Below are 24,874 nucleotides of genomic sequence, written 5' to 3' on the forward strand. Positions count from 1 at the left end.
GTGTTCAAACGGAAGAAAATAATAAAAAAGAAGGGAAAGTAGTTTATAAAGTCCACTATGATTATAAATCAATCTATAATTAGCTAAAAGTTAATCAGAAGGAATATGACCAATACTGGAAAGAAGGTCTTTCTATTGCTGAAATGGCAAAGAAACAGGGTTTCCAAGAAGGGATTTGGAAAACTATTTTGCAAGTTCACTATAAAGTAATGCATAAGTGGAGAACCAAAGGTTCCCTTTCAGAAGAGGATTATTTCGACCTGGTCTATAGGCTAAAAGCAGATGAATCGAGGAGTTTATGACCGTAATCCAAATACTTAATTCAAATGTGTGCAATTCTTTATAAGAAGGATCGCTTTTTCTTATGCTACATTATAAAACCCAAAATAAGATCGGTTATGTTGGGTTTTATATGATTGTCTTTATATGATTCATTGAAAATTAATCATGAATTACTTAAATATTTTATTTATAGAAGCTATTAAATCGCTTATAACACATATTTTTGACATGTGGTCCCCTGAAACCTTGAACGTTCACACACCCCTAGAAGATGAAAGTAATCCCTCTTATGAAAGTAATCCTGTATCTCTTGCCTTTTGCACGGCTTCTTCTCGATTTTTGACTCCCAATTTATCATAGAGAGTGGAAGCGTAATTTCTTACAGTGCCGTTTGATAAGTAAAGTTCCGAAGGCAATTGTTTTATAACGAATTCCTTGAGACAAAAGATTCAAAACCTCTAGTTCGCGTTTCGTTAAGCCATACTCTTTTCCATCTAACTTCAATCCGGCTGGCTCTGCCTCATCATTTCCATCCCACATTCTATGGAACAAATCTTGGTCAATCATAGTGGCTCCCCGATAGACGAGGCGAATCGATTCAGCTAGTTCACGTGACTCTATGGATTTTAGCAGATAGCCGTCAGCGCCGCTTCGTATGATTTCCTTCGTCCTTTCTATATCCTGAAACGTTGACAGGATGAGGACACGAATGTCAGGCCATTTATCCTTGATTATTTTGGTGGCACGAATCCCATCCTGATTGGGCATCTCCAAATCCATTAATACCAAATCTGGATTCAGCCTTCCACACAATTCTACAGCTTGCTCTCCATCTTCAGCCATGCCCACTACCTGCAAGTCCTTCTGTTCATCCAAGATTGTATAGAGACTTTCTCGAATAAACGAATGAACATCGACGATACACAAGCGGATTCGTTCGTTGGATAATTGCTCCAGTTTAGGTAACACACCATGTCAAAGTACATGATTAAACAGCTAAAGAATGGAAAGTTTGGAGGTAAAGAAATCGTAAGTAAAAGAAGCATGGATATGATGCATGCCTACCAATTTTTCGCAGATAAGACGATTCCTATTGCGACAGTTGGATTTGAAACGTATTTCAATGATTTTGCTAACGGTCAACACGTGGCATTAAAGGGAGGGAATATGCCGGGATATTCTTCTTTGATGGTTTTGGTTCCTGAACAGATAACCGCATTTTTCATGTCTTACAATAATGATGCCATTATGATGAGTAAAGACGTGTATTTATTTGGAATTTAATGCATAAGATTGGAACCAATGCCCATTTTAATCGTAAGTAATGTAAAGGCTTAAGGTTGGGAGGCATTAGTATGAGGCAGCTTTATATTAAACAGAAGGTATTCAGTCTTAGTGGGAAATTTACAGTAAAGGATCAGCAGGAGAAGGATATATATTACGTGGAAGGAAGTTTTATGCAAGTTCCAAAGAATTTCTCCATTATGAATACAGCAAGAGATGAAGTAGCACTCATTACGAAAAAGGTGTTCAGCTTTTTACCAAAGTTTTTGGTTGAGGTGAATGGCCGAGAGGTATTAACATTAAAGAAGGAATTTTCCTTCTTAAAAGCACGATATACAATTGATGCGGCAGGCATTGAAGTACATGGCAATTGGTGGGATATGGATTTTCAAGTTTTACAGCATGGTCAAATCGTAGGTAAAGTGTGCAAGGAGTGGTTCACTTGGGGCGATAGCTACAAGGTTCAAATAATAGATGAAGAGATGGAAACGATTATTACGGCACTTGTTGTTGCAATTGATTGTGTGAAGGCTGATCAAGCAGCTGCTTCCTCAGCAGCTTCGATTTAAAATAGAAGTGTAAAATTTCTACTTATATCTATCTTAATCCAAATATTACCTTGTTCAACTAACCTGCTCCTTTAGTTCCATAAGAAAAAGAAAAGGATGGCAGCTTTTGTGAAATCAGGACTTGAACAGGTACGGTGAACTATCTTCAGCTAACACACCTGTTCGTTCAACAAGGTTTTACCTTTTTCCACCACATGGCCTTGTCATTTAATTAGGATAAAAGTTAATAAAGGGTGATTTTTTGGAGAAAAATATTGGGGATGTTAAACAAGTAGAAAAGGACTAACAATATTTCTCCTCAGAAACCTAAATTTGAAATCATGGAGATCGTAATGGTTATTAGCATTATGAACCATTTAAAGATGGAGTAGACATAGATTGTTTTAATATTTTAAACCTTATTTACCGAACGATTGGATATTTAGAAAAGAGCTGAACAAACAAGAAATAGAATTATTGAGGCTTATGCAGAATGTAAAAGCATTTTATGTTAATTATAACAATGAAATGAATACCATTTGGCGATGAATTATTTTACTAAGTTTTTAATGTTTTTACTGATATATGCAAAGTTAGCGGTACACTAAAAAAGTAATAAGGTTTACTTCAGTAAAATAAGGTATATTATATTGGTTGAATAGATTCTCTTTAAAAGACAAGAAAAGTAGGTGAACAAAGTGGGAAAATATCAATTGGATACCAAAGGTAAGGTAGCTGTGACAAAGTTTCATGAAAAACATATGCCTGCCAAATTTGATAAAAAGCAGCAACTTGAAAAAATCCGTGCGGAGTATTTGAAAAAGAAGCAAAAACAAACAGATAAATAATATGATTTAAAACATAGGAAGACTAAAATCTCCCTATGTTTTTTTTATTCGAAGTTCTTATTTCAATTGATGACACAGTTTATTATTATTCCATTCCATAAATTTCAGATTCGGTAACAAAAAACTCGTCATCAGATATCCATTCTTCACTGAAAATTCAATAGAGCAGCCGTTACTTTGGATACACCAGTAATCTCCAGCAGAAATTTTTAATCATTTGGATACTCACTAGGCTTAGGATGCTTCTTAAATCTTTGTTTTCTTATGGAATTTAGAGGTTAAGTTAGGTGGGGTTAATAGAGTGGACAAAGACTTTTTTTGGTCTATATTTACAACTATATTTGGCATTATCGCAACCTGGACTGGTTTGATTTATACGACTCGTTTTCGGTTTGATAATAGCAAGTTTTTTGAACACATCAAATATATAACGCCCTTACCACAAACAGTTAATTATTGGTTTCTTAAAGTTTTATTTATTTTCGGAGGATTAATGTGTGTTGTTTTGGGTCTATACGGAATTCTTTAAGGTATTCCTTATAGAACTAACGGAGCAGGATAGTTCAATAAGGAATACTGTTAAGTGACATTAAGGTCGGTTAAAAACGCTTGTCCTGTTATTCCATTAAAGGGCCGGATGTTGTAGGATTGGAAAATTTTGATTCTGAAAATAATTGGAGGATTAGAATAAGGAAAGCTATGTATAATTAGAGATGTAAGTTTATGCTTTTTTATGTAATAATTATTTTGTAGAAATGAAAAGTTACAATTCATACATAGTGAAGGTGGGGATCATAGTGGCAATGGGAACGCATACTGTAGTAGTTCCAGTGGATGTACAAGCAGTTTGGGATTATGTCAGTGATCTCGAAAAATGGGCAACGACAGTACCAGCCTATAAAGAACATGAAATCATAAATGACAAGCAATCTATTTGGACATTTGAAGGTAGTGTGAAAGGTATTAAAAAAACAATACAAGCGCAGGTAGATATTACCGAATGGAATGAACCTTCAAACATTAAGTTTGAACTAAAAGGTTTATCAGATAATTTTACAGGAAGCGGTCACTTTACTGCAGAAGATGTTAATGGTAAAACAATAATGACTTGTACGGTGGAAATCCATGCAGGTGGATTATCTGGTGCGGTGTTAACACCAATTATTAAATGGGCTGTTCCAAAAGTAGCATCTCGTTTAACAGAATCTATCGCACGTAAAATTGCAGTATTCTCATAGTTTTCAAAGATTGAAAGCCAATTCATTTTGGAGATACCTTCTCTGAAGTATAGATGGTAACATTCTGAAGTAACCAATATAATGATGAGCTCTACTAGAAATTTTATAATTAGCGGAAATGGGGCTGTCCAAAAGGATGGCCTCCTTTTTTCAATATTCCAGAATCGCTTTTCTTAATGAACCAACAGGTGCGTTAGTTGAATTACAGGGCGAAAACTGGCTTTTTAATATAAGGGAAGTTGTAAGAGGGTATGGTGATGTGCTGCAATTTTTTTACAAATGAAGATAAACCAATAATTCACAATAATAGAAAGCTTAATTTTCTTATATACATCATTTTTCAAGTGATGGTGCAAGGGATACATAAACGAATAATAACTAAGTACGAACACGAAGGTCGGACCCCGGAGGATATTGTGCATTTAAATACTATAAAAGGACAAAATCTTATGGGATGCTAACTCTATTATTAGGTCTAGCATCCTTTATTTTTGGGCCACAGTATATAATTATTCCTATCGTATCTTTGTTATTGGGTTTTATTACTGGCATGGCCAAAAATAGTATATCATAAGGGAAATGAAAATTTCAGAGAAAGATATTGACATCCTATTAGCTGGTTTACTTCAAAAAATAGGGTTGATGCTGCAGTCTTTTTTATGGAACTAAAGGGGGGATCTACCTTAGGTGTAGAGTGACAATTTTGTTCATTAATACAACTTATATTCATTTAAATTTCAGAAGCTTCTGGTTGGAAACCTCCTATATTTCTATCTTCGACTACCATGCGCAATCCACGCTTCGGTCTGAGTGTAATAGACGGAAGTGGCTTTACTTCATGATGGTCAGGCGCCAGCCTTATTCGATATCGTTGAGCAATGCATGCTAGGACAAGCACAGCTTCCATCACTGCAAAATGATTACCGATACAAACTCTCGGACCACCGCCAAATGGAAAGTAAGCGAACGGAGGTAGGGTTTTCATAAAGTTGTTTTCAAATCGCTCAGGTTTAAAGGAATCTGGATTATCAAAATACTCAGGCTTGTGGTGCATCACATACTGACTCAACAGGATCATATCGCCTTTTTTAAAAAGATACCCTCCAATTACCACATCCTCCGCCACTTCCCGTTGTATGATATAGGCAGGCGGGTATATGCGCATTGATTCATAGATAACATTTTGTGTGAATGTTAATTTCATAAAATCGCCAGTTGTTAGATTACGGTTGCCGATTACGCTATCTATTTCATTGAAAAGTTTAGTTTCCACATCAGGGTGTTGGGAAAGCAAGTATAAGGTCCAGGAAAGCACATTTGCTGTTGTTTCGTGACCGGCAAGGAAAATGGTCATTAACTCATCACGTAACTGCTTGTCTGTCATTGCTAAGCCATCCTCATCATCTCGAGCATCCATTAGAATCCCAAGCATATCCTCATGTCTCTCTGCCTCTGTTCTACGTTTTTCAATAAAGCTATAAATCACCTTATCAAGTCTCTGTTTCGCAATTTTATATTCACGGTTGTTTTTAGTTGGAACCCATAGTGGCATTTGAAGTGTTCGCATTCTTTTAACGGCCATTCTCATGAAGGCTTCTATAGGTTCCCCGAGCATGCCATATCCTTCTTTGAGGTTCATGCTGAACATGGTCTTGCTGATAATACCCAGTGCAAGGCTCATCATATCCTCCGTAATAATCCTTTCTTCTCTGTTTTTCCAAGTGGAAATATAGTCCATTGTTATATCAATCATATCCTGACCATAATTGCTAATATGAGACTTTTTGAAAGAGGGTTGAATAAGCCTTCTTTGGCGCATGTGAATTTCTTTTTCACTTGTAAGAAGGCCTTCTCCGAGTACTGGTTTTAAAGCAGAGAAGTCCTTTGATTTCAAGAAGGATTTTTGTTTTGTTACAAGTACCTGCTTAATTAAATCTGAATTTGAAATAAGGTAAACATTATGGAAAGGTCCAAAACGAATTTTAGCAACTTCTCCATATTCTTTTGCTAAACGGGTAAGAAAGCCAAGTGTATCTGAAATAAACTCCTTTGAATGGCCAGTAATTAATTTTCCTTTTGGGCCTGGAGAATCATTTGAAAAATTTGTGTCACTCATTGGGTTGTTTCCTCCATTTCGGTATAATTACTTGTATTCATTCTATGAGGAAAGTATTGATTGGTTTGGACAAGTTGTTAATAAGAAGACTAACAAATACAATATTTTTTTAAAAGAAAGTTAATCAATTTGAATGAAATTATAAGTGTGTATAAAGGAATACTATTAATAAACGAAATCAAAGTGTTTATGAAATTGTAAAGGCACCCATCCCTGGTTGTCACTTTCTTTTACTAATGAAAGCAGGTATGTATGGAACTACCTTACAAAAGTTATTATCTTGTTGAACTAACAAATATGGGGTTGGAAACAGCTCCATTTTCTTATGCAACTATCGGGGCAGGTTAGTTGAAGAAGGATTTGAATCCGAAGTTAAAGAATTACTATTTGTTATGCGATCTTCATAAATTTCCACTAAATAAGCCCCTCTCTAATTAGTGATTGTGTTGTTTTCATCTACAACTAAATGGACAGGATAATTATATAAAGATTTAAAAGGGGTAAAATATGCTTTTTCATATTATTGTTGGGTTTATACTCCCTTGGGTCCTAGGGGTTTATTTGTTTAGAAATCAGACAAGGCTTTTTATTACTTTTTTTCCTATTGGTGTGGCTGTAGCCACTTTAATAAATGATATTGGATTTAACTATTTTTGGGAGATGGATAAAGATTTTAAAGATTTATCGTTACCCTCAATTCCCTATAATCTAGGTCTTTATCCTATACTGTGCTGTTTATTTATTTGTAGCATTCATTATAAAAAAATGTCTACTCTAATTACTTTTTTAGTCTATACCTTAGGAACAAGTTTTTTGGAAAGTTTAATTGTATTATTAGGTAAATTAGAATACCGGAATGAATGGAATATATATTGGTCTTCGGTCAGTTATCTGATGGCATATTTAATACTTTATGGTTATTACAAATTAGTCCGAAAATTGATTTTATTTAAATGAAGGGTCCTTTAATTCTACATAAAAGCATTATCCTACTTTAGAAAAAAATACCCTTGTTGAACACTAACGGGGCAGTCTAGTTGCATAAGGAACGTGATAGCTATAAAAAAGCAAACTCGCCAAAACTGCGGCGAGTTTGCTTTTTTATTTGAAAATAACGAAGTCAAATAAGTGACTTTTTTTATTCTACTCTTTATGTCTCCTTTTTAAAATTTTTTTAACGAAATAAATCTAAAAGATCGTTAATCATCATATGCAGAAGAATTAAAACTTCTTGACTTAGAGCATACTCTAAGTATTAAACTTAACGTTTCCTCTATCGCTGGTCATTTAGTCTTCCCTGCGAGCTCAGTTTATAGCGGTACAAAGTTTGCTGTACGTGCTATCACTGAAGGTCTCCGTATAGAAGAGGCTAGCAACAATATTCGTACAACGATTATTTCGCCTGGAACTATTACTACAGAATTGCTTGAAACTATTTCAGATCCAGAATTGAAATCTGCCATTGTGGAAGATACTAAAATTGGAATCGAACCTGCAAGCATTGCTCGTGCCATTGGATTTGCAATCGAACAACCATCAGATGTAGCGATTAATGAGATGATTGTTCGTCCAACCATTCAAGAACTCTAAAAGAAACTTTTGTAATGAGGCAGCCCCACTTTTTTGGGGGCTGCTTTTTTATTACCTTATACTTTGCAAATAATGAAAGGTTGAGAAAATGCTATATGCAGATACATTTGCAATAGGACTTATTCCCATTGTACGTGATTAGATAACATGCTTCCTCTGAACAATATACTTTTATTTGAACGTTTAATGTTTAAATGGAAATTAATTCATTAATAAAATTAAAAAAGAGATTAAATTTTAAGTTTGTGAAGCATTGTACTTAAACTAACGGTTGCGTTAGTTCACTAAAAGAAAAAAGGAGAGTACCTATTATACATGGCTAATAGGTACTCTCCTTTATTTATTAAGATTTTTTATAAATAGGTATAGATAATTTTGAAAAACTAACAAACATTAAAGGACCGTCAATAGACCTGTTTTTTGTACGAAAGAAGGATGGCCACCAAGTTTCGACGAATATATTAATATACTTTTTGGAGGTGTTGGATATGGGGATTTGTTGTGGAGAGTGTCACGTTGAATTAAAGAGTGATGATTATGTCACATTGGATGAATTTAGCACGCTGAGGCACACATATTGCGGTTATGATCTTATTGCCGAGCTGATCAAAGACATTGGGACTTATCGAAATATCAAAACAAAGTATTGGTTTTCCCGTGAGCGTACTAAATGAAAATCGGTAAAATCTTGGAGTTTATTATAACTGATACACCAGCGAATAAGGAACATAAAAATGTTCAATCTTTTTTATAAAAGAAGAATCCAATTAAATAGTATAAGGGCATGTTTTGATTAATCTTTTTCAAAACATGCCCTTTCTATTTATTCATTTATCAAGGTTGCTTGTATTAAAAAAATACCCTCGTGTCGTTTTGAAATAAAGTTGCGACGTGTTAAAAAATAAAGAAAAGACACCCTAAGGTGCTTTTCCCTCTCTAGAAGCCTCAACTCGAAAATAACGAACCGACAACCAAAGACAACGTTTGCTCGTAAACGGCATGTGCGGACTGCACATCACCAAAATGTCCGCACATGTAAAGATGGATAACACCGTGGAGCGACGCCCAGAAGATACGGACGACGGTTTCCGTGTCATACGGACCGGTAATCAGTCCCTGCTCTTGCGCATTACCAATTACCGTCAACAATTGCCGCATGGCTGTTACGGTGCCGTGTATGCTCTCCTCGTCTGGTTTGAAATCCGCGAAGGCTCCTCCGAACATCAGCTTGTAATAACCGGAGTATCGCTGTCCGAATTGCCAGAAGGTTTCACCTAAATTAAACAACTGCTGCATCGAATCGTCAGCGCGCGGCGTTCTCTCGAATTCGTTGGCGAGAAGCTTGCAGCCGTCGAGATAAAGCTGCTGAGCCAGTCCATCTTTATTGACAAACAGGTTGTATATGATTTTGGTTGAGCAATTCATCTTCTGCGCAACTTTACGCACCGTCACAGCTTCAGGACCCTCATCGTACAAAATCGTTGCCGCAGCATCGACGACGAGCTTTCGAAGATTTTCAATATTTTTCAAGCGAGCCTCCTGATACGTTTCCAACTTTTTCGTATTTGCATCGAAGGAATTATTTTGGTCTGTCATCGATATCACCCTCAATTAATACATTTTTAATAAGAAACAATGTTTCCAGCTCTTAACAGGAATTTTAATATAATTGTCGGAGCGTTGTCAATGTTGCAAGGGATGCCAAAAACCAACGATTCCAAAAACGATGTTGACTTTCTTAAAAAGCTTAGTTACAATGATTTCAATTAGAAACAGTGTTACCGAAAGGTATCATAATTCTTGACTCTTAAGAGAGTCAGGAATTATTTTTAAGAAAAAAGTAACACTGTTTCCTAATTATAAAAAAGTGGATAGGAGAGTTGCACAATGAACATAAAAGGAAATTGGGCGCTTGTCACGGGAGCTTCATCCGGCATCGGAGAGCAATTCGCCCGACAATTGGCCAAAGAGGGTGGTGACCTTGTACTCGTAGCCCGATCGAAAAACAAGCTGGAGAACCTGGCATCGGAGATTAGAAAGAAATACGGCGTCAAGGTCGAGGTGATTCCTACCGATCTTGGCAAAGAGGGCGCGCCAGGCGAGTTATATCGGCAATGTCAACTTCTGAATTTAGAGATCGAATTGCTAGTCAACAACGCCGGCTTTGCCACGCACGGTTTGTTTGAACAAGTGTCAGGCGTGCGCCAGCATGAGGAAGTCATGCTCAATGTTGCCGCTGTTGTAGATATGACGCACTTGTTCCTGCCGGATATGTTGTGTAGAAACTCCGGGGCCGTTATCAATGTCGCATCGACCGCCGGATTTCAGCCCCTTCCCTATATGGCCGTATACGGAGCAACGAAAGCCTTCGTCTTGTCGTTTACCCAAGCCTTGTGGTGGGAAAACCGCAACAGTGGCGTCCAATTTTTCACGCTTTGTCCAGGAGCGACGGACACCGGCTTCTTTAACGTCGTAGGCGCGGAAGAAGCCGCCATCGGTAAGAAAGACACACCGGAGCGGGTAGTGGAAGTTGCGCTTCGGGCATTGAAGGACGGGAAACTGTATGTCGTTCCGGGTACACAGAATTATATAGGTACGCAGATCGGACGATTCATGACGAGGAAACAGGGACTTCGTCTCGTTGGCGGCATGCTTCGTCCACGCGACGGCTCCGCCAACAATAAGAAGTCGGCCGGTCCGTCCGATCTTGCAGAATGGATGATCGAGGAGGTGCACTGATGGCTAAATCGGCAAATATTTCAGCTAATGCTTCTGTCCATCAACCCATCCGGGAAAGTCATGGAAAGCTGGCACATTCAATTCGAGAAGGCAGAATAAACTTTAGATACACTGAAATTGATAAAAATATTTTATAAAACTTGAACTGGAATATTCTGAATAGTAATCTATTTTGATCAATCTTTTTTCAAAATAGATTCTTTTTATTTATCGTAAAATGTGGGTTTGCGAGATATCTTTGATTAAACTTTATTTAAAAGCTACACCTCGAAAGAGGGTGGAGTTTGATTGAATTAATAGTAGGATAAAGAGGTGGAAGTACATCGAGTAACCAATTGTACGAACGGGGCAGGATAGTTAGAGAGTGATGTTTAACCTCTGTTCAGCAATTGGGCCAGATAATTGAGAGATAAAATAAGTTATTAGATTGTCTTTCAAACTCTATCACTCATACAGTGATTTCATAAATTTTAACATTGTGTAATGAAACTTATGTTACTTTATTAATGGAGGTGACATTTATGAAAAACAAACCGATCTATGTGGAAATTCCAATTCAGGCAACTATAGACGAGGTATGGCGTATGACTCAAAAGCCTGAACTACATGAACAATGGGATTTGCGTTTTTCTTCTATTACATATTTACCGAAAAAATCAGAAGATGATCCGCAATCCTTTTTATATGAAACGAAATTGGGATGTTGGGTAAAAGTCGTTGGCTGGGGTAAAAGTATCGGTACGCATAATAAGAAGGATGGTTCTAAGACATCTTCTCTTCACTTTGGTACCGAACAAAAAATTTCGCCAATTTGTGAAGGTAAAGGATATTGGCAGTATATTCCGACGGATAACGGAACCACATTTCTCACCCAATATGACTATGATGTACGTTATGGTTTATTTGGACGGCTTTTAGACATCTTTTTTCGGCCAATCATGGGGTGGGCAACAGCTCTAAGCTTTGATGTGCTAAAACGCTGGATCGAAAAGGGGGAATCGCCACGATCACAGTATGTACGTTTCATTATTAACACTATAGTAACAATGCTCTTTTTCTTTGTTTGGCTTTATCATGGGCTAATACCGAAGATGATTGCCAAACATCCTGAGGAAGTATCGATGCTATCTAGTTTAACTTCCTTGGAGGGGACTGCTGCTGTAAAGGGTGTAGGGATAATAGGCGTTCTCGAGATATTATTTGCAGTGGTATGGCTTCTTTATCGTAAGAAAAGACATTTACTTGTTCTGCAGATGATTGTTTTTCCAGTATTGACCATTAGTACCTTGATCGCTAGTCCTTCATTCTCATTACACCCGTTTAACCCTATTACATTTAATGCTAGTCTGTGGGTTCTTTCCATTATTAGCTTCTTACTCGCAACTGATTTGCCATCGGCAACAAGTTGCAAGCGTACGAGAAAGGGTGAATCATAATGACAATCTACCAAGACCTCTTAGGTGAGGATTTTCAAAGACTTCATCCTAAGCTACAAGAGCGTTATGCCCTACCAATTGATAAACCGTTTAATGGGGTCGGAACGATGTCGAAGATTGAAACGGGGGCTTTCTGGCTAAAACCCTTTTTTAAATTAGCAACACGCTGGAAATTTCTTTTTCCCGAAAACGGGAAGGATGTGCCGTTTTCAATCAAAAATACCTGTAGATCATTGCCGACTGGTGAGGCAGAAATATATTGGGAGCGTATTTTTTATTTTGAAGAGATTACTCGGCATTTTAATGCATTTATGACGGTTGATACAAAGCGTAGAGTTGTGAAGGATTATTTAGGGGAGCCGAGCTTATTTTATTCGGATTTAAAGTTTACGGTGACACCTGAAGGGCGCATAAACATTCGCTCTGGGCCTCAACGTATCGTTATAGGTAACCTAGAGTTTCCAATTCTTCGGTTATTAGAAGGAGTTGTGAACGTTGAGGAAGGGTATGATGATGCCCGAGATGTATTTACGATTCAAGTCGGTATACGAAACCGAATCGTAGGAAGGTTGATGGCTTATGAAGGCGAATTTAAGGAGCAGACTGTTTAGTTCAATCACCATTGCAGGTGTGTTCTTTTTCATAGCAAGCAGCATTTTGACATCTGAACCCTATTTGTTAATGCTGACAGCTGCACAGTTGATTTTCGTGCCACTTATGCTCCAGCTACTATTAGAAACAAAGAGGAAACATATTATTTTCAATTGGATTGCTATGCTCTCCATCTTTTTATTGCAAGTTATCCCATCAAGTACAGGACAGATGGTACTCGCTTTCATTTATATGATTTTAACCTTTTTTGTGGCGTGTTATGGGCTAAAACGGTTTTTTCAGCGTGGTTTTACAAACTGGGCAGAAATATCGATTGATATCGGGATGATGTATTTATTTGTAGGGGGACTATGGTTCTTTGCTTATATTGCGGGAATTGATACAGGTTTTAGTCCACTAATCACTTGGTTAACAGCTATTCATTTTCATTACTCTGCCTTCTTATTGCCCATATCTCTTGGGCTTTTTGGACGCTTACACGATTCAACATGGTATCGTTTAATTGTGCCTATTATTTTATCGGGTCCCATGCTCGTCGCCATTGGCATTTCATTTTCGCCGTTACTGGAATTCATCTCTGTGTTGCTATACATATTTGCCATTTACACCTTAATCGTACTTGCATACCGAACACGCTTCCTTTCACACTTGCAGACGATATTGATACGGCTATCATTCAGTGCACTAGGCATCACAATCTTATTTTCATTGCTTTATGCGACAAATAATTCGTTTGGACTTTGGTTTGTTAGCATTGATTTTATGCTAAAATTTCATGGCTTATTTAACTGTTTAATTTTTGGCATGTTAGGCGTACTAGGTTGGTTGCTTGTGCCTCCTAAAACGAAGCAGGATGTCTGGAATTTCCCAGTGAGCCAAATTCGAGGTGCGTTAAAAGGAGCAGGCAAGCAACACCCAGGACTAGTGGATGAGCTAAGTGATTTTGTTGATATCAAAACTTTACCAAAAACAATCGTCCACTTTTATGAGAACACAGATCAGTATCGGTTATTTGCTTCTGTAAAATGGGCAACTTGGTTTATACCGTTTGCGGTGTGCTATAAATTGATAAGTGCAAAACTACAGCAATTAAACCTGCCCATCTCAAGTAAACGTACTGAAATGACATATAAAATACGTACAGTTGATCAAACGCTTGATGGGAGGAAAAATCCACGCGCATGGATTCGCCAGGTGAAGGAGAATACCATATTTGTGGCCATTTATTCTCAGCATAAAACGGAGGGCAGGACGTATATGAATATAGCACTTCCTCTTCCTTATTCGTCAATGATTGGTATTTTACAGCTTGACGCTATAGATGGCTCTCTTATTCTTTCGAGCGAGGGAGAAAGTGACTCTGGTATTTATTTAGCAGCTGGCAAAGCGCTTTTCAAGCTTCCATTATCCGAGCACTTTTTAATTAATGAAACAATTGCGGGGATACTCACAGCCCATCACAAAATGCGAATTTTTGGCATGCCTTTCTTACATATTGATTACACCATAAATCAAAAATGATGGTGTTTAATGCTTATTTGGGGGGATTTAAAGACGTGAAATTCAATAATTGGATGAATTGGAGGATAATAGTTTTCTAATTATTTATACAATCATTGATACGACTTATTCCATTATAGGGAGCGATTCTTTAATAAGGATCGCCCCTTGAGACCTAAGGGGTTTTACATATATTTTTTAAAAGTACACATTTTCAGACAAAGTACGTGAACTGACTCCCCAATTAAAACAGTTTATTTTATATACCCATCTATTTAGAGCGAATCTACAATAATTTATCTATTCGTCTTTGCATTTGCAACAAAATCGGTTTTGACACCTCAAAACCCATCATATAAATACAATAAATTAAGTCGTTCCACCTTCTAAATTATGTCTCTAACGGAAAATTTTTAAATTCACCTTCAATTTGTTTTAATAAAATATCAATTGCTGACTTGGCAATTAAATCAATTGGTTGTTGTATGGTTGTCAATTCTGGCAGTAAAACTTGAACTGCTTCTGTTCCATCATAACCGACAACTTTTAATTGCGTTGGTATCTCTTTTCCGCGTTTTTTAGATTCAGCTATAACAGATGCCGCGATTAAATCATCACTTGCAAAGATCCCATCTACTTCTGGATGTTCATCAAAAAGCTTAGAGATTACTTCTTTATGACTTTGAAGAGGTGAAACTTCATATGTAATTGGAAGTCTACCCTGTTCCTTCATAACATCCTCATACGCTTTTCTTCTTAAGTTTGCTGGTGGTTACCCCTAATGCACATGAGGTCCGTGGCTCTTTAAACAAACATTCTGCCGCCGTACGAGCAAATCGCCAGGCTCGCCGCTGCGATTTGGCCTGGTCGCCTGCACACTACCCTATTTTTAGTCCGCCCATTCAACATCGGTCGTGAACACAATTGTTAACCATCGATCAGTACTTTCCTCGCCGATGGCATTACCGATTTCATCACGGATTGCGTCCCACTCTTCAAGACATTTAGCCGGCCACCCGCCAGGCACAATAAAGTATAGTTCAATTTGTTTTCCCCGGCCAACCTTTGCGACGTAAGCTCGGTAAGAAACGAAGCCGTAGCGCTTCACAAAGTCCAGTGCGACCTCGCCCACATGCTGCTTGAGTGAGTGAGGGGTGATCAGCAGGACATCCGCCAAGGCCCGCTTTACCGTTGAAATCGGCAGCGGAATAATTACCAAACAGATTAGTACAAGTACTGCCGGATCAATATAGGGTGTAAGCCATTCCAAATTCGTTCCTTCAAAAGCGTATCCGATGCAAAACGCGATCAAGAGCGCAGCGGTTATGCCACCGGTCATCATCCAGGCCTTAGCGTCAAGGGCAACAAAATCCGAGCTAAGTGTCTTGTTTAAGCGTGTTTCGAAAATCGCCATGAAACAGCATGCGATCATCGTCACAACGGCATAGACGATGGCGAACCCGAACTCGAGATTGCGGCCGCCCGTCATAAGACTACCAATTGCATTAATCAATGCATAAACGGCCGCCCCCATGAGCATGACACCGTTGAGACCAAGGACGATTGGCTCCAAGTGCCAAAATCCCATTGTGAAGCGTTCACTCAATTTACCATTCTGCCTATTCGGTGCAGTGGACGAGGTAATCAACTTTGAGACAATGAGCGCCAAGACGCTCATGATTGCATCGGTCAGAGAATAGAACCCATCAAAGGTGATAGAGAACGAACCTGATAGCAGGCCGAAAATGATCCCAAAGCAAGCAACGAAGATGGTAACGCCAATGGAGACTCGAAGTATTCTTTGTTCGGTATTCAATTTTTTTCCCCCTAGGATTGCGCCAGAATAGCCGTAGTAGCGTTTCCTCTACTGGGCGCCTACTTAAAGTGAAAACATCGCCATTATCTGCTCTTTAATATAATCTCCCAACCTTTCAAGTATCATTTTTGTCTTAAGGTTCAGAGTTTATACACCCTAAAACTTTCGTGTTCTTGACTGGTTTTTGGTTTATAAAAATCGATTAGTCTAATTTGCCTCGAACAGAGATAACTTAAAACTACTTTAAATATGATAAACGATGTGCAACCATTGATTTAACAGTGATTGCCAATTTGTCATACACAAATTATTACATAAGTGGACATAGAGTGGAAGAGTTGGTTGACTAAAAGGTACATGGTATGCAAAAAGTGCCTTGGAGCATTGAATTAGCTGAGCCTATGAAATTAAAAGACGAATTAATAAAAGGAGTTAAGGTATCATGAATGGAGTTTGATTTAACTCAAACTCCAGTTAAGGATCGTCAAGATTGCAATCTTGAAGTTGGCAATGAAATTAAAATAATTTAACTAAAACTAAGTAGGCGCGTGTGTCCTTAATTCTTTAGTAAAAAGCTTCATATTACTAACTGTTCAAATTAGCGGTGCTCTTAATAACAGAGGTTGCATATGCAGCCTTTTTCTTTTCATATGGCAATAACGGGGCAGGTTCAAAAAAGAGATTGAATCATTGTGAATAACTATGTGGGAGTGGATGAAAAGAGTATTTTCTGAGTATCAGGTTACATTTACCTGGGCAATTTTGACGATAATGCTGAAGCGATCGGTGTATTCTGCATTGTTATGAATGCTAAATTGGATTAATGCTGTGGTACAAGAGAGATTTTTCTTTTTATTTGCTATCGTTATCGGTTGGAAGGCTATGTTAATTTTTCTATTCTCCTATGTACAACGTACCTTTTAATCGGAATAAGAGGTGACAGGCATGGGGCCATCAGAAAGTAGAATGACCATATAGATAATTAATGGCGTTGTTCTGTATAATGCTGGCGGTACATCATGTAGGATATTTACCTGAGGTCACCCTTAAATAAAAATAGAATTACTTTGTGTAAGTTTTTGAGAGGATAAAATAGAATGTACACCACCTTGTTAAGGAAAAGTGGTGTTTTTTTTTTGTAATAGGGGGTTAATCTCTGTCTTGTTTAGTTCAGTTCAATAGTGGATTAAAAGTACACGTTTATGAACGGGGATTTTTATGATGAAAAAGGTTTTATTCCAACGATCGCTAAAGTCAAATACTTTTAAAACGTTCGACTTTGATTATATTGGCGAAAATCCGGTTGAATTCAAAAAGCTTGCATTATTTATTATTATTATTATAAAATACTTGTATACAAGTGTACTTGAACTCTATAAGAAGGTGAATTTATGGCTGAATCAAAGGAATTTCTTTATCCTGTAAAATGGCTTTCAAAAGCTTCAGCTGGTGATCGCGTTACATCCGAGCTTAGAATGCGTATTATTTCGGGGTTGATTGAAAGCGGTGCCATCCTTTCTGAAAATAAACTAGCTGCTGATTTCGGTGTAAGCCGCTCACCCGTTCGTGAAGCGTTAAAAATACTGGCCTCTGAAAATATCATCCGATTAGAAAGAATGGGTGCGGTTGTCATTGGTTTAACAGAAAAAAAGTATGCAGAAATTTATGATGTACGTATTCTCATTGAAACGTTTGTATTTGAACGTCTAGTGAGGATGAACACGAATGAATTAGTAATGGAACTTAGTAAAATATTGGAAATGATGAAAGTGTCCATAAAATACCTGGATGCGGATGAGTTTTCCTATCAGGATGTTCTATTCCACGAAACGATCATTCGCTCCATCGATCATTCCTACATTCTGATGATCTGGGATAATTTAAAACCTGTAATGGAAAGTTTGATTCTTCTATCCATGCGCAGCCGTTTTAAAGAAAAGTATGAAGACTTTACACGGATCATAAATAATCATCAGCTGTATATTGATGCGATCAAAACAAAAGATCGAGACATCATGATTAAGTCGTTACATGAAAACTTTGATGATGTTCAAGGAAAAGTTGAAGACTTATGGATGGCTCAACAGATGCTTTCAAAAGGAGTCGAACAAGAAAATGACTAGCTATATGTTAGGAGTAGACATCGGTACAACAAGTACAAAAGCTGTATTATTCACGAAAAAAGGCGATGTCATCCAGCAAGAGAATATTGGCTATCCTCTTTACACACCGGATATGACAACGGCGGAACAAGACCCTGAGGAGATTTTCCAGGCTGTTCTGAAAGCCTTTTCAAATATAACGAAGCAGCATCCAGATAAAAAACCATCATTTATTTCATTTAGCAGTGCGATGCATAGTGTTATAGCTATGGATGAAAACGACCAGCCGCTAACCGCTTGCATCACCTGGGCAGATAATCGCAGTGAAGCTTGGGCCCATAAAATAAAGGATGAATTAGATGGGCATGAAGTTTACAAGCGAACCGGAACACCGATTCACCCGATGTCACCATTATCCAAGATTACCTGGATCGTGAATGATCACCCGGAGATCGCAACCAATGTTAAAAAGTATATCGGGATTAAAGAATATATCTTTAAAAAGTTCTTTGATCAATACGTTGTCGATTATTCCCTTGCTTCATCCATGGGCATGTTGAATCTCAAAAACTTGAATTGGGATGAGGAAGCCCTAAGAATTGCTGGAGTAACGCGTGATCAATTATCTGAACTCGTACCAACAACAAAGACCTTTAACAACTGTGACGCGGATTTAGCCAAACAGATCGGGATTGACCCAAAAACGCCATTTGTCATTGGGGCAAGTGATGGTGTCCTTTCAAATCTAGGTGTAAACGCTATCCAGAAAGGTGAAATCGCTGTCACAATCGGGACAAGCGGTGCGATTCGGACAATTATTGACGAACCGAAAACAGACGAAAAAGGAAGAATCTTTTGCTATGCCTTAACGGAAAAGCATTGGGTGATTGGCGGGCCGGTAAACAATGGGGGGATGGTCCTTCGCTGGATTCGCGATGAATTTGCTTCTTCCGAGGTGGAAACAGCTAAAAGACTCGGAATCGATGCTTATGAAGTATTGACCAAGATTGCCGAACGGGTAAGACCGGGCGCTGATGGATTGTTATTCCATCCATATCTTGCAGGTGAACGTGCACCATTATGGAATCCGGACGTAAGGGGTTCATTTTTCGGATTAACGCTGTCGCATAAGAAAGAACATATGATTCGAGCGGCTCTAGAGGGAGTCATTTACAATTTATACACCGTATTTTTGGCCTTAACCGAATGCATGGACGGTCCCGTGACCCGAATTCAAGCTACGGGAGGATTCGCAAGGTCGGCTGTTTGGCGGCAAATGATGTCCGATATCTTCGAATCGGAAGTTGTGGTTCCAGAAAGCTACGAAAGTTCGTGCCTGGGTGCTTGTATATTAGGGTTATATGCAACTGGGGAAATTGATTCCTTCGATGTGGTTTCTGAAATGATAGGCAATACCCACAAGCACACACCGAAAGCTGATTCTGTAAATGAATACAGGCAGCTGCTGCCGATTTTCATTAACCTATCAAGGGTATTGGAAAACGAATATACACAGATTGCGAATTATCAAAGAAACTTAATAAATGCTGCAAAGTAAAGACATGGGGGGATTACAATGCCATTAGTCATTGTCGCTTTAGGAATTGTCGCTTTATTAATTTTAATAATGGGCTTAAAATTAAACACCTTTATTTCCTTGATCATTGTATCGTTTGGAGTGGCTTTAGCACTTGGGATGCCGCTTGACGGAATTGTTAAAACCATTGAAGCTGGATTAGGCGGAACACTCGGCCACTTAGCGTTAATCTTTGGACTTGGGGCGATGTTAGGTAAGTTGATCGCAGATTCGGGCGGAGCGCAGCGCATTGCCATGACCCTTGTTAAGAAATTCGGTGAAAAGAATATTCAATGGGCAGTCGTGGCAGCATCATTCATTATCGGTATCGCATTATTTTTTGAAGTGGGATTAGTATTATTGATTCCAATCGTATTTGCGATTTCAAGAGAATTAAAAGTTTCGATATTGTATCTTGGCATTCCAATGGTGGCGGCATTATCCGTAACACACGGTTTCTTACCGCCGCACCCAGGACCAACCGTCATCGCTGGTGAATATGGAGCAGACATTGGTCAGGTTTTACTTTACGGATTCATCATTGCGGTTCCAACCGTTATTTTAGCTGGACCGATATTTACGAAGATAGCTAAAAAATTAGTACCTGAATCATTTACGAAAACAGGCAGCATTGCCTCATTAGGGGAACAAAAATCATTTAAACTTGAAGAAACACCTGGATTTGGAATCAGTGTATTTACTGCATTACTTCCGGTTATATTAATGTCAATTGCTACAATCATCGCTTTGATGCAAAAAACGATGGGATTTGAAGATAATGGTTTACTGGCCGCTATCCGTTTTATTGGTGAAGCCGGTACTTCCATGTTGCTTTCCTTATTATTTGCGGTCTATTCAATGGGAGTGGCAAGAAAGATTCCAATGAAGGATATTATGGAATCTTGTACATCAGCGATCCTGAATATCGGAATGATGCTCTTGATCATTGGGGGCGGCGGAGCCTTCAAACAAGTATTGATCGATGGCGGTGTAGGTGACTATGTAGCTGAATTATTCAAAGGAACATCATTATCACCAATCCTGCTTGCCTGGATCATCGCTGCAATCCTGCGTATTTCATTGGGATCTGCTACAGTTGCTGCCTTGACGACAGCTGGTTTGGTTATTCCGATGTTAGGTCAGACGGACGTTAACCTTGCTCTGGTCGTACTTGCTACAGGAGCGGGAAGTTTAATCGCTTCACACGTTAACGATGCTGGTTTCTGGATGTTTAAAGAGTATTTTGGCTTAAGCATGAAAGAAACATTCGCAACATGGACTTTGCTTGAGACGATCATATCAGTGGCTGGATTAGGATTCATTCTATTACTAAGCTTATTTGTATAGGCTTTCCCGGCAGTAAATCCCCGACTTATGGCAGGGATTTACTGCCTATTATTCTTACATAAGAAGGAGCAGAAATAATGTTCAATACAATTGGTGTCATTGGTTTAGGGGTAATGGGCAGTAATATCGCGTTAAATATGGCTAATAAAGGAGAAAAAGTGGCTGTCTATAATTACACAAGAGATTTAACAGATCAGCTTGTTGCTGAATTGGACGGTCAGTCAATCCATCCGTATTACGAAATCCAAGATTTCGTTCAGTCACTGGAAACTCCAAGAAAGATTTTTCTGATGGTGACTGCGGGTAAAGCGATCGACTCGGTGATCACTTCATTACTTCCTCATCTTGAATCGGGCGATATTATCATGGACGGCGGTAACTCCCATTACGAAGATACTGAACGCAGATATGGTGAATTGAAATCTAAAGGATTCAGTTATGTAGGAATTGGTATTTCCGGTGGGGAAGTCGGTGCGTTAAAAGGACCTTCAATCATGCCAGGAGGAGATAAGGACGCCTATGAAAAAGTAGCTCCAATCCTGACAAAAATCGCAGCCAAAGTAAATGATGCTCCTTGCTGTACCTATATCGGTCCAAAAGGGGCAGGTCATTTTGTGAAAATGGTACATAACGGGATTGAGTATGCAGATATGCAATTAATCGCCGAAGCATATACATTTTTAAGAGAAAAATTACATTTAGAGGTTAATGAAATTGCTGACATCTTTGAAACATGGAATCAAGGCGAACTGAAAAGTTATTTAATCGAAATCACGGCCGAAATCTTAAGGAAAAAAGATGAAGTAACGGGCTTACCATTGATCGATATGATTCTCGACAAAGCAGGACAAAAAGGCACAGGAAAATGGACCAGCATGCAAGCGATTGATAACGGAATACCAGCATCAATCATTACAGAGTCTTTGTTTGCGCGCTACATTTCCGCTCTAAAAGAAGAACGGGTTCATGCGGAAAACATTCTAACAGGGCCTGAGAACGTTCAGCAAAAATTAGATAAAAATGAGTGGATTGACTATATTAGGCAAGCCTTATATATGGGAAAGATTTGTGCATACGCGCAAGGTTTCACTCAATATAAAATGAGTTCTGAACTTAACGGCTGGGATTTGCCTTTGAAGGATATTGCGCTTATTTTCCGCGGCGGCTGCATCATTCGGGCAGAATTTTTAAACGTCATTAGCGAAGCCTATCAAGAGCAGCCAAATCTGGCCAATTTATTGATTTCACCATATTTCGCTGAAAAGGTTGCAAAGTACCAGGTGGGATTGCGAAAGGTAGTCTGTGAGGGAATAAATTCCGGCATCTCGTTTCCATGTTTAGGCTCTTCACTTACTTATTACGATAGTTATCGAACAGGAATCTCAAATGCTAACCTTTTGCAAGCACAACGTGATTATTTTGGTGCGCATACCTATGAACGACGTGATTTAGCAGGGGTTTTCCACACGAACTGGCAGTGATGGAAAGTGACAAAAGAAATAGTCATTTGTAATACCGTTCATGAAGTTGAAACAGGTATTTTACTTCAAAAAGAGCTGCTTTGGCAGCTCTTTTTTCTTATATAACAAACTAGCGGATAAAGGAATTTTAGTGAGGGAAAAAAGATTGATTGCGTTATTTCGAACCATGGATGAACTTCAAAATGGAAAAAGTCTTGGTGGAAAAGATTGAGGGGCAACGAATAATATTTTTGGGGGAGGTTTAATACTCAGGTTAAGTGGTATATAAATGATATCGGTTTATAGAATTCAATTCCCTTTATACCTTAATTTTACAGTAGGAGTTCGCAAAAGTTTCTTGAATAATGTCAGCAAGTGGCACATATTCTTCTTTTGGATATTACCAAATTATTTCCGCGTGGAAAAGGAGTGATATATCATGAGGCAAATGTGTATTTACTGTTTTAAATGGGCTGACATAGATACGATGACACCAATTTTTGAACAAGGTAGAGAGTTCGTCAATTATTATTGTGAAGATTGTGTTAATGCTGTTATGGATAACTTGTTTAAGCTCCCATACAAACATGCATGCGAACCATCAAGAATCCACTAGTATCAAGATGTGCGATTTAATAGTTAAGCGAGTGTGCTGGAACAGCATAATGAAAGGCCATCTCAAACGAGAAGGGCTTTTTTTTGTTCGGGTTTTTATTGAAAGATGAATGGGGAGCATATGTAATCATTTCAAGTTGATCTCGTTGAATAGAATGATGTTTCGAAAGCATCCTCATCACCTCAAGTTTTAATAGATCTATTTTAAAACAAAAAAGACTGTAGGCAAAAGGAGTTCTATCCAAATTTTTAAACATAGTTGATTGGAACGGAAGGTGCGAGACTCCTGTGGGAATAGCGAGTCCATGGGAGACCCCACAGGCGCAAGTGCGCCGAGGAGGCTCCCGGACCGCCCGCGGAAAGCGAGTGCCTGAAGTGGAAATCAACGTCTAAATTTGTACAAGCAAAAAAACTGTAGACAAACTCGATTTTCATCGAGTTTGTCTGCAGTCTGAGGCCTCCCACAGTTTACTGAGGGGAGGCCTTTTCTTATCAAGTAATCCGGAGGTTTACCCTAGTCATTTCAACCCACTTAAACAACATGATCATACCGAATATTATTAAGTGGTACTCATAAGGTAGTATATCGGATTGAGGAAAAATATGAATTCGGATTAGATATAAATAATAAAAACAGTTAAAGAAACTAAGCATTTAAGGGGAAGATTAACCTGTTAAAGGAATTCCATGTTTGTTATACTCTTGACGCTGATGTTAAGTGGGAGAAAATAAAAAAAGGATTGAGTAGTAAAAAAGAGGATGTTTTACAAGAAGTCTTAAAAAGGATGGAACACTGTGAGTATTTAATAGTGAAAAGTGAAAGTAAGCATCATATTATTCATACATCTTTAATACGTTATATACGTATTTTTGATAAAAAATAAGTAATCTCACTACTGATATCTAGGAATATAAGTTATGGTTGTATTCTCCTAACAGTCTATCTGGGAGGGGATTTTTCTATGGCGAAAAAAGGAAAAAATTTTCATACATATACAGAGCGAGTATGGTTGGTTAACACTTTTGAAAGGAGTGTAAAGATGAATAAGGAATGGGATGATGGTTTTATTGAGGCATTAATGGTTTCCCTACAAGACGAAAGAGTCATTGAAAAGATACAAGCAATAGCAGAAGCGGGCTCGTATAGTCAATTGGGGGAGCATAAGGAGCTGCTGAAAGAAAAAGAAAATGAAATAGCAAAACTTCAACAAGAGCTTGCCTCGAAAAAAGCAGAAATTAGTGAGTACCAAATAATGATCCACCATCTGAATGAGAAAATGGAATCCTATTATAATGAATTGCAAAAGAGAAGAGCGGACTATCGGGAAGCAGAAGAACTTTACGAAGCTGTTCAACAATTATCCGAAACCACTAAAAGTTCCTTGAAAGGAATCTTCAAGGGCGGTTCCGTGCAGGAATTTATAGTCTGTGGCGTGCAATATGAAAACATTTCATCTTTGTGGGATTTTATCAAAAACGAGATTATGGAAGGGCGGGAGCAGGAAAGAGAGATTTTGCTCGCCCTTTTTCTGTATTTCTTTCAAGAGTACAGTAAAACATACGATACCCCTTTATATAAAATACAGGAAGTGAAAATGAATGAGGTCTTCAGGGAGGACTTGTACATAAGGGCCCTCAATAGCAAAATATCCGGGAACATCATGGAAGTCCTGCTGCCAGGATATATAAGCATTAATGGTAAAACCATTAAAAAATCCGTTGTGAGAATCTAGCAGGCGAAAAAGTGAATGATAGTAAAGGAGAA

The 24,874-nt window shown here is 38.2% G+C and carries 19 protein-coding genes and 3 pseudogenes; 17 read left to right on the plus strand and 5 right to left on the minus strand.

Annotated elements, in window-relative coordinates; translation table 11 throughout:
- Positions 1-569: 569 nt before the first annotated feature.
- Positions 570-1,251 (minus strand): annotated as a pseudogene (locus tag NYE65_RS14475) (response regulator transcription factor); the annotation flags it as partial.
- A gap of 3 nt (positions 1,252-1,254) precedes the next feature.
- Between NYE65_RS14475 and NYE65_RS14480 the strand changes: the two are divergent.
- From NYE65_RS14480 to NYE65_RS14495, 4 genes and pseudogenes are all read left to right on the plus strand, one after another.
- A pseudogene (locus NYE65_RS14480) lies at positions 1,255-1,551 on the plus strand (penicillin-binding protein); the annotation flags it as partial.
- A gap of 86 nt (positions 1,552-1,637) precedes the next feature.
- Complete coding sequence (locus NYE65_RS14485; protein WP_340861123.1) at positions 1,638-2,135, plus strand: LURP-one-related/scramblase family protein; 498 nt, start codon at positions 1,638-1,640, stop codon at positions 2,133-2,135.
- A gap of 677 nt (positions 2,136-2,812) precedes the next feature.
- Entirely contained in the window at positions 2,813-2,962 is a 150-nt protein-coding gene (locus NYE65_RS14490) for a hypothetical protein (RefSeq protein WP_034306261.1), read from the plus strand.
- An 803-nt stretch (positions 2,963-3,765) separates the two neighbouring features.
- Positions 3,766-4,200 (plus strand): CoxG family protein, encoded by a 435-nt coding sequence (locus tag NYE65_RS14495; protein WP_225989259.1) that lies wholly within the window; start codon positions 3,766-3,768, stop codon positions 4,198-4,200.
- Between the two features lie 730 nt (positions 4,201-4,930).
- Here the strand turns inward: NYE65_RS14495 and NYE65_RS14500 are convergent.
- Entirely contained in the window at positions 4,931-6,316 is a 1,386-nt protein-coding gene (locus NYE65_RS14500; RefSeq protein ID WP_340861124.1) for a cytochrome P450, read from the minus strand.
- A gap of 507 nt (positions 6,317-6,823) precedes the next feature.
- On the opposite strand from NYE65_RS14500, the gene NYE65_RS14505 reads away from it, so the two are divergent.
- The 3 genes from NYE65_RS14505 (at position 6,824) to NYE65_RS14515 (ending at position 8,580) form a co-directional block, all read left to right on the plus strand.
- A complete protein-coding gene (locus NYE65_RS14505) occupies positions 6,824-7,273 on the plus strand; it encodes a CBO0543 family protein (protein ID WP_328177452.1) in 450 nt (149 codons plus the stop codon).
- Positions 7,274-7,570: 297 nt separating this feature from the next.
- Positions 7,571-7,906 carry an SDR family oxidoreductase gene (locus NYE65_RS14510; protein WP_340862130.1) on the plus strand — a complete coding sequence of 112 codons (336 nt, stop codon included), beginning with the start codon at positions 7,571-7,573 and terminating at the stop codon, positions 7,904-7,906.
- A gap of 488 nt (positions 7,907-8,394) precedes the next feature.
- Positions 8,395-8,580: a hypothetical protein gene (locus NYE65_RS14515; RefSeq protein WP_034306238.1), complete on the plus strand. Its 186-nt coding sequence runs from the start codon at positions 8,395-8,397 to the stop codon at positions 8,578-8,580.
- Between the two features lie 271 nt (positions 8,581-8,851).
- Here NYE65_RS14515 and NYE65_RS14520 read toward each other — a convergent pair whose 3' ends face one another.
- Complete coding sequence (locus NYE65_RS14520; RefSeq protein WP_328177453.1) at positions 8,852-9,502, minus strand: TetR/AcrR family transcriptional regulator; 651 nt, start codon at positions 9,500-9,502, stop codon at positions 8,852-8,854.
- A gap of 291 nt (positions 9,503-9,793) precedes the next feature.
- On the opposite strand from NYE65_RS14520, the gene NYE65_RS14525 reads away from it, so the two are divergent.
- The 5 genes from NYE65_RS14525 (at position 9,794) to NYE65_RS14545 (ending at position 14,214) form a co-directional block, all read left to right on the plus strand.
- A complete protein-coding gene (locus NYE65_RS14525) occupies positions 9,794-10,645 on the plus strand; it encodes an SDR family NAD(P)-dependent oxidoreductase (RefSeq protein ID WP_328177454.1) in 852 nt (283 codons plus the stop codon).
- Positions 10,645-10,782 (plus strand): hypothetical protein, encoded by a 138-nt coding sequence (locus NYE65_RS14530; protein ID WP_328097986.1) that lies wholly within the window; start codon positions 10,645-10,647, stop codon positions 10,780-10,782. Before NYE65_RS14525 ends, NYE65_RS14530 begins: the two co-directional genes overlap by 1 nt.
- A gap of 384 nt (positions 10,783-11,166) precedes the next feature.
- Positions 11,167-12,081, plus strand: coding sequence for a DoxX-like family protein (locus NYE65_RS14535; protein WP_340861125.1), 915 nt, complete (start codon positions 11,167-11,169; stop codon positions 12,079-12,081).
- The gene (locus NYE65_RS14540; RefSeq protein WP_328177456.1) at positions 12,081-12,692 is read left to right on the plus strand and encodes a DUF4166 domain-containing protein; all 612 of its coding nucleotides are present in this window, start codon (positions 12,081-12,083) and stop codon (positions 12,690-12,692) included. The genes NYE65_RS14535 and NYE65_RS14540 overlap by 1 nt, the downstream gene beginning before the upstream one ends.
- Entirely contained in the window at positions 12,661-14,214 is a 1,554-nt protein-coding gene (locus NYE65_RS14545; protein WP_340861126.1) for a YndJ family protein, read from the plus strand. The genes NYE65_RS14540 and NYE65_RS14545 overlap by 32 nt, the downstream gene beginning before the upstream one ends.
- 370 nt (positions 14,215-14,584) lie before the next feature.
- On the opposite strand, the pseudogene NYE65_RS14550 reads toward NYE65_RS14545, so the two are convergent.
- Together NYE65_RS14550 and NYE65_RS14555 are read right to left on the minus strand one after the other, a co-directional pair.
- Positions 14,585-14,962 (minus strand): annotated as a pseudogene (locus NYE65_RS14550) (substrate-binding domain-containing protein); the annotation flags it as partial.
- Between the two features lie 120 nt (positions 14,963-15,082).
- Positions 15,083-16,009: a cation diffusion facilitator family transporter gene (locus NYE65_RS14555; protein WP_340861127.1), complete on the minus strand. Its 927-nt coding sequence runs from the start codon at positions 16,007-16,009 to the stop codon at positions 15,083-15,085.
- A 1,391-nt stretch (positions 16,010-17,400) separates the two neighbouring features.
- Between NYE65_RS14555 and NYE65_RS14560 the strand changes: the two genes are divergently transcribed.
- The 5 genes from NYE65_RS14560 (at position 17,401) to NYE65_RS14580 (ending at position 24,842) form a co-directional block, all read left to right on the plus strand.
- Positions 17,401-18,132, plus strand: coding sequence for a GntR family transcriptional regulator (locus tag NYE65_RS14560; RefSeq protein WP_098185601.1), 732 nt, complete (start codon positions 17,401-17,403; stop codon positions 18,130-18,132).
- Positions 18,125-19,669, plus strand: coding sequence for a gluconokinase (gene gntK / locus NYE65_RS14565; protein ID WP_340861128.1), 1,545 nt, complete (start codon positions 18,125-18,127; stop codon positions 19,667-19,669). The genes NYE65_RS14560 and gntK overlap by 8 nt, the downstream gene beginning before the upstream one ends.
- A gap of 18 nt (positions 19,670-19,687) precedes the next feature.
- Positions 19,688-21,034: a GntP family permease gene (locus NYE65_RS14570; protein WP_328177460.1), complete on the plus strand. Its 1,347-nt coding sequence runs from the start codon at positions 19,688-19,690 to the stop codon at positions 21,032-21,034.
- A gap of 77 nt (positions 21,035-21,111) precedes the next feature.
- On the plus strand, positions 21,112-22,515 hold the full coding sequence (gene gnd / locus NYE65_RS14575; protein WP_340861129.1) for a decarboxylating NADP(+)-dependent phosphogluconate dehydrogenase: 1,404 nt from the start codon (positions 21,112-21,114) through the stop codon (positions 22,513-22,515).
- Between the two features lie 1,634 nt (positions 22,516-24,149).
- Positions 24,150-24,842 (plus strand): hypothetical protein, encoded by a 693-nt coding sequence (locus NYE65_RS14580; RefSeq protein WP_328178675.1) that lies wholly within the window; start codon positions 24,150-24,152, stop codon positions 24,840-24,842.
- Positions 24,843-24,874: the final 32 nt, after the last annotated feature.

Source organism: Peribacillus sp. FSL R5-0717 (assembly GCF_038002945.1).
In the GTDB taxonomy this organism is placed as follows: domain Bacteria; phylum Bacillota; class Bacilli; order Bacillales; family DSM-1321; genus Peribacillus; species Peribacillus frigoritolerans.

Coding starts and splice junctions, on each gene's coding strand:
- NYE65_RS14485 (WP_340861123.1), top strand. CDS start 1,638: ATGAGGCAGCTTTATATTAAACAGAAGGTATTCAGTCTTAGTGGGAAA.
- NYE65_RS14495 (WP_225989259.1), top strand. CDS start 3,766: ATGGGAACGCATACTGTAGTAGTTCCAGTGGATGTACAAGCAGTTTGG.
- NYE65_RS14500 (WP_340861124.1), bottom strand. CDS start 6,316: ATGAGTGACACAAATTTTTCAAATGATTCTCCAGGCCCAAAAGGAAAA.
- NYE65_RS14505 (WP_328177452.1), top strand. CDS start 6,824: ATGCTTTTTCATATTATTGTTGGGTTTATACTCCCTTGGGTCCTAGGG.
- NYE65_RS14515 (WP_034306238.1), top strand. CDS start 8,395: ATGGGGATTTGTTGTGGAGAGTGTCACGTTGAATTAAAGAGTGATGAT.
- NYE65_RS14520 (WP_328177453.1), bottom strand. CDS start 9,502: ATGACAGACCAAAATAATTCCTTCGATGCAAATACGAAAAAGTTGGAA.
- NYE65_RS14525 (WP_328177454.1), top strand. CDS start 9,794: ATGAACATAAAAGGAAATTGGGCGCTTGTCACGGGAGCTTCATCCGGC.
- NYE65_RS14530 (WP_328097986.1), top strand. CDS start 10,645: ATGGCTAAATCGGCAAATATTTCAGCTAATGCTTCTGTCCATCAACCC.
- NYE65_RS14535 (WP_340861125.1), top strand. CDS start 11,167: ATGAAAAACAAACCGATCTATGTGGAAATTCCAATTCAGGCAACTATA.
- NYE65_RS14540 (WP_328177456.1), top strand. CDS start 12,081: ATGACAATCTACCAAGACCTCTTAGGTGAGGATTTTCAAAGACTTCAT.
- NYE65_RS14545 (WP_340861126.1), top strand. CDS start 12,661: ATGAAGGCGAATTTAAGGAGCAGACTGTTTAGTTCAATCACCATTGCA.
- NYE65_RS14560 (WP_098185601.1), top strand. CDS start 17,401: ATGGCTGAATCAAAGGAATTTCTTTATCCTGTAAAATGGCTTTCAAAA.
- gntK (WP_340861128.1), top strand. CDS start 18,125: ATGACTAGCTATATGTTAGGAGTAGACATCGGTACAACAAGTACAAAA.
- NYE65_RS14570 (WP_328177460.1), top strand. CDS start 19,688: ATGCCATTAGTCATTGTCGCTTTAGGAATTGTCGCTTTATTAATTTTA.
- gnd (WP_340861129.1), top strand. CDS start 21,112: ATGTTCAATACAATTGGTGTCATTGGTTTAGGGGTAATGGGCAGTAAT.
- NYE65_RS14580 (WP_328178675.1), top strand. CDS start 24,150: ATGAATAAGGAATGGGATGATGGTTTTATTGAGGCATTAATGGTTTCC.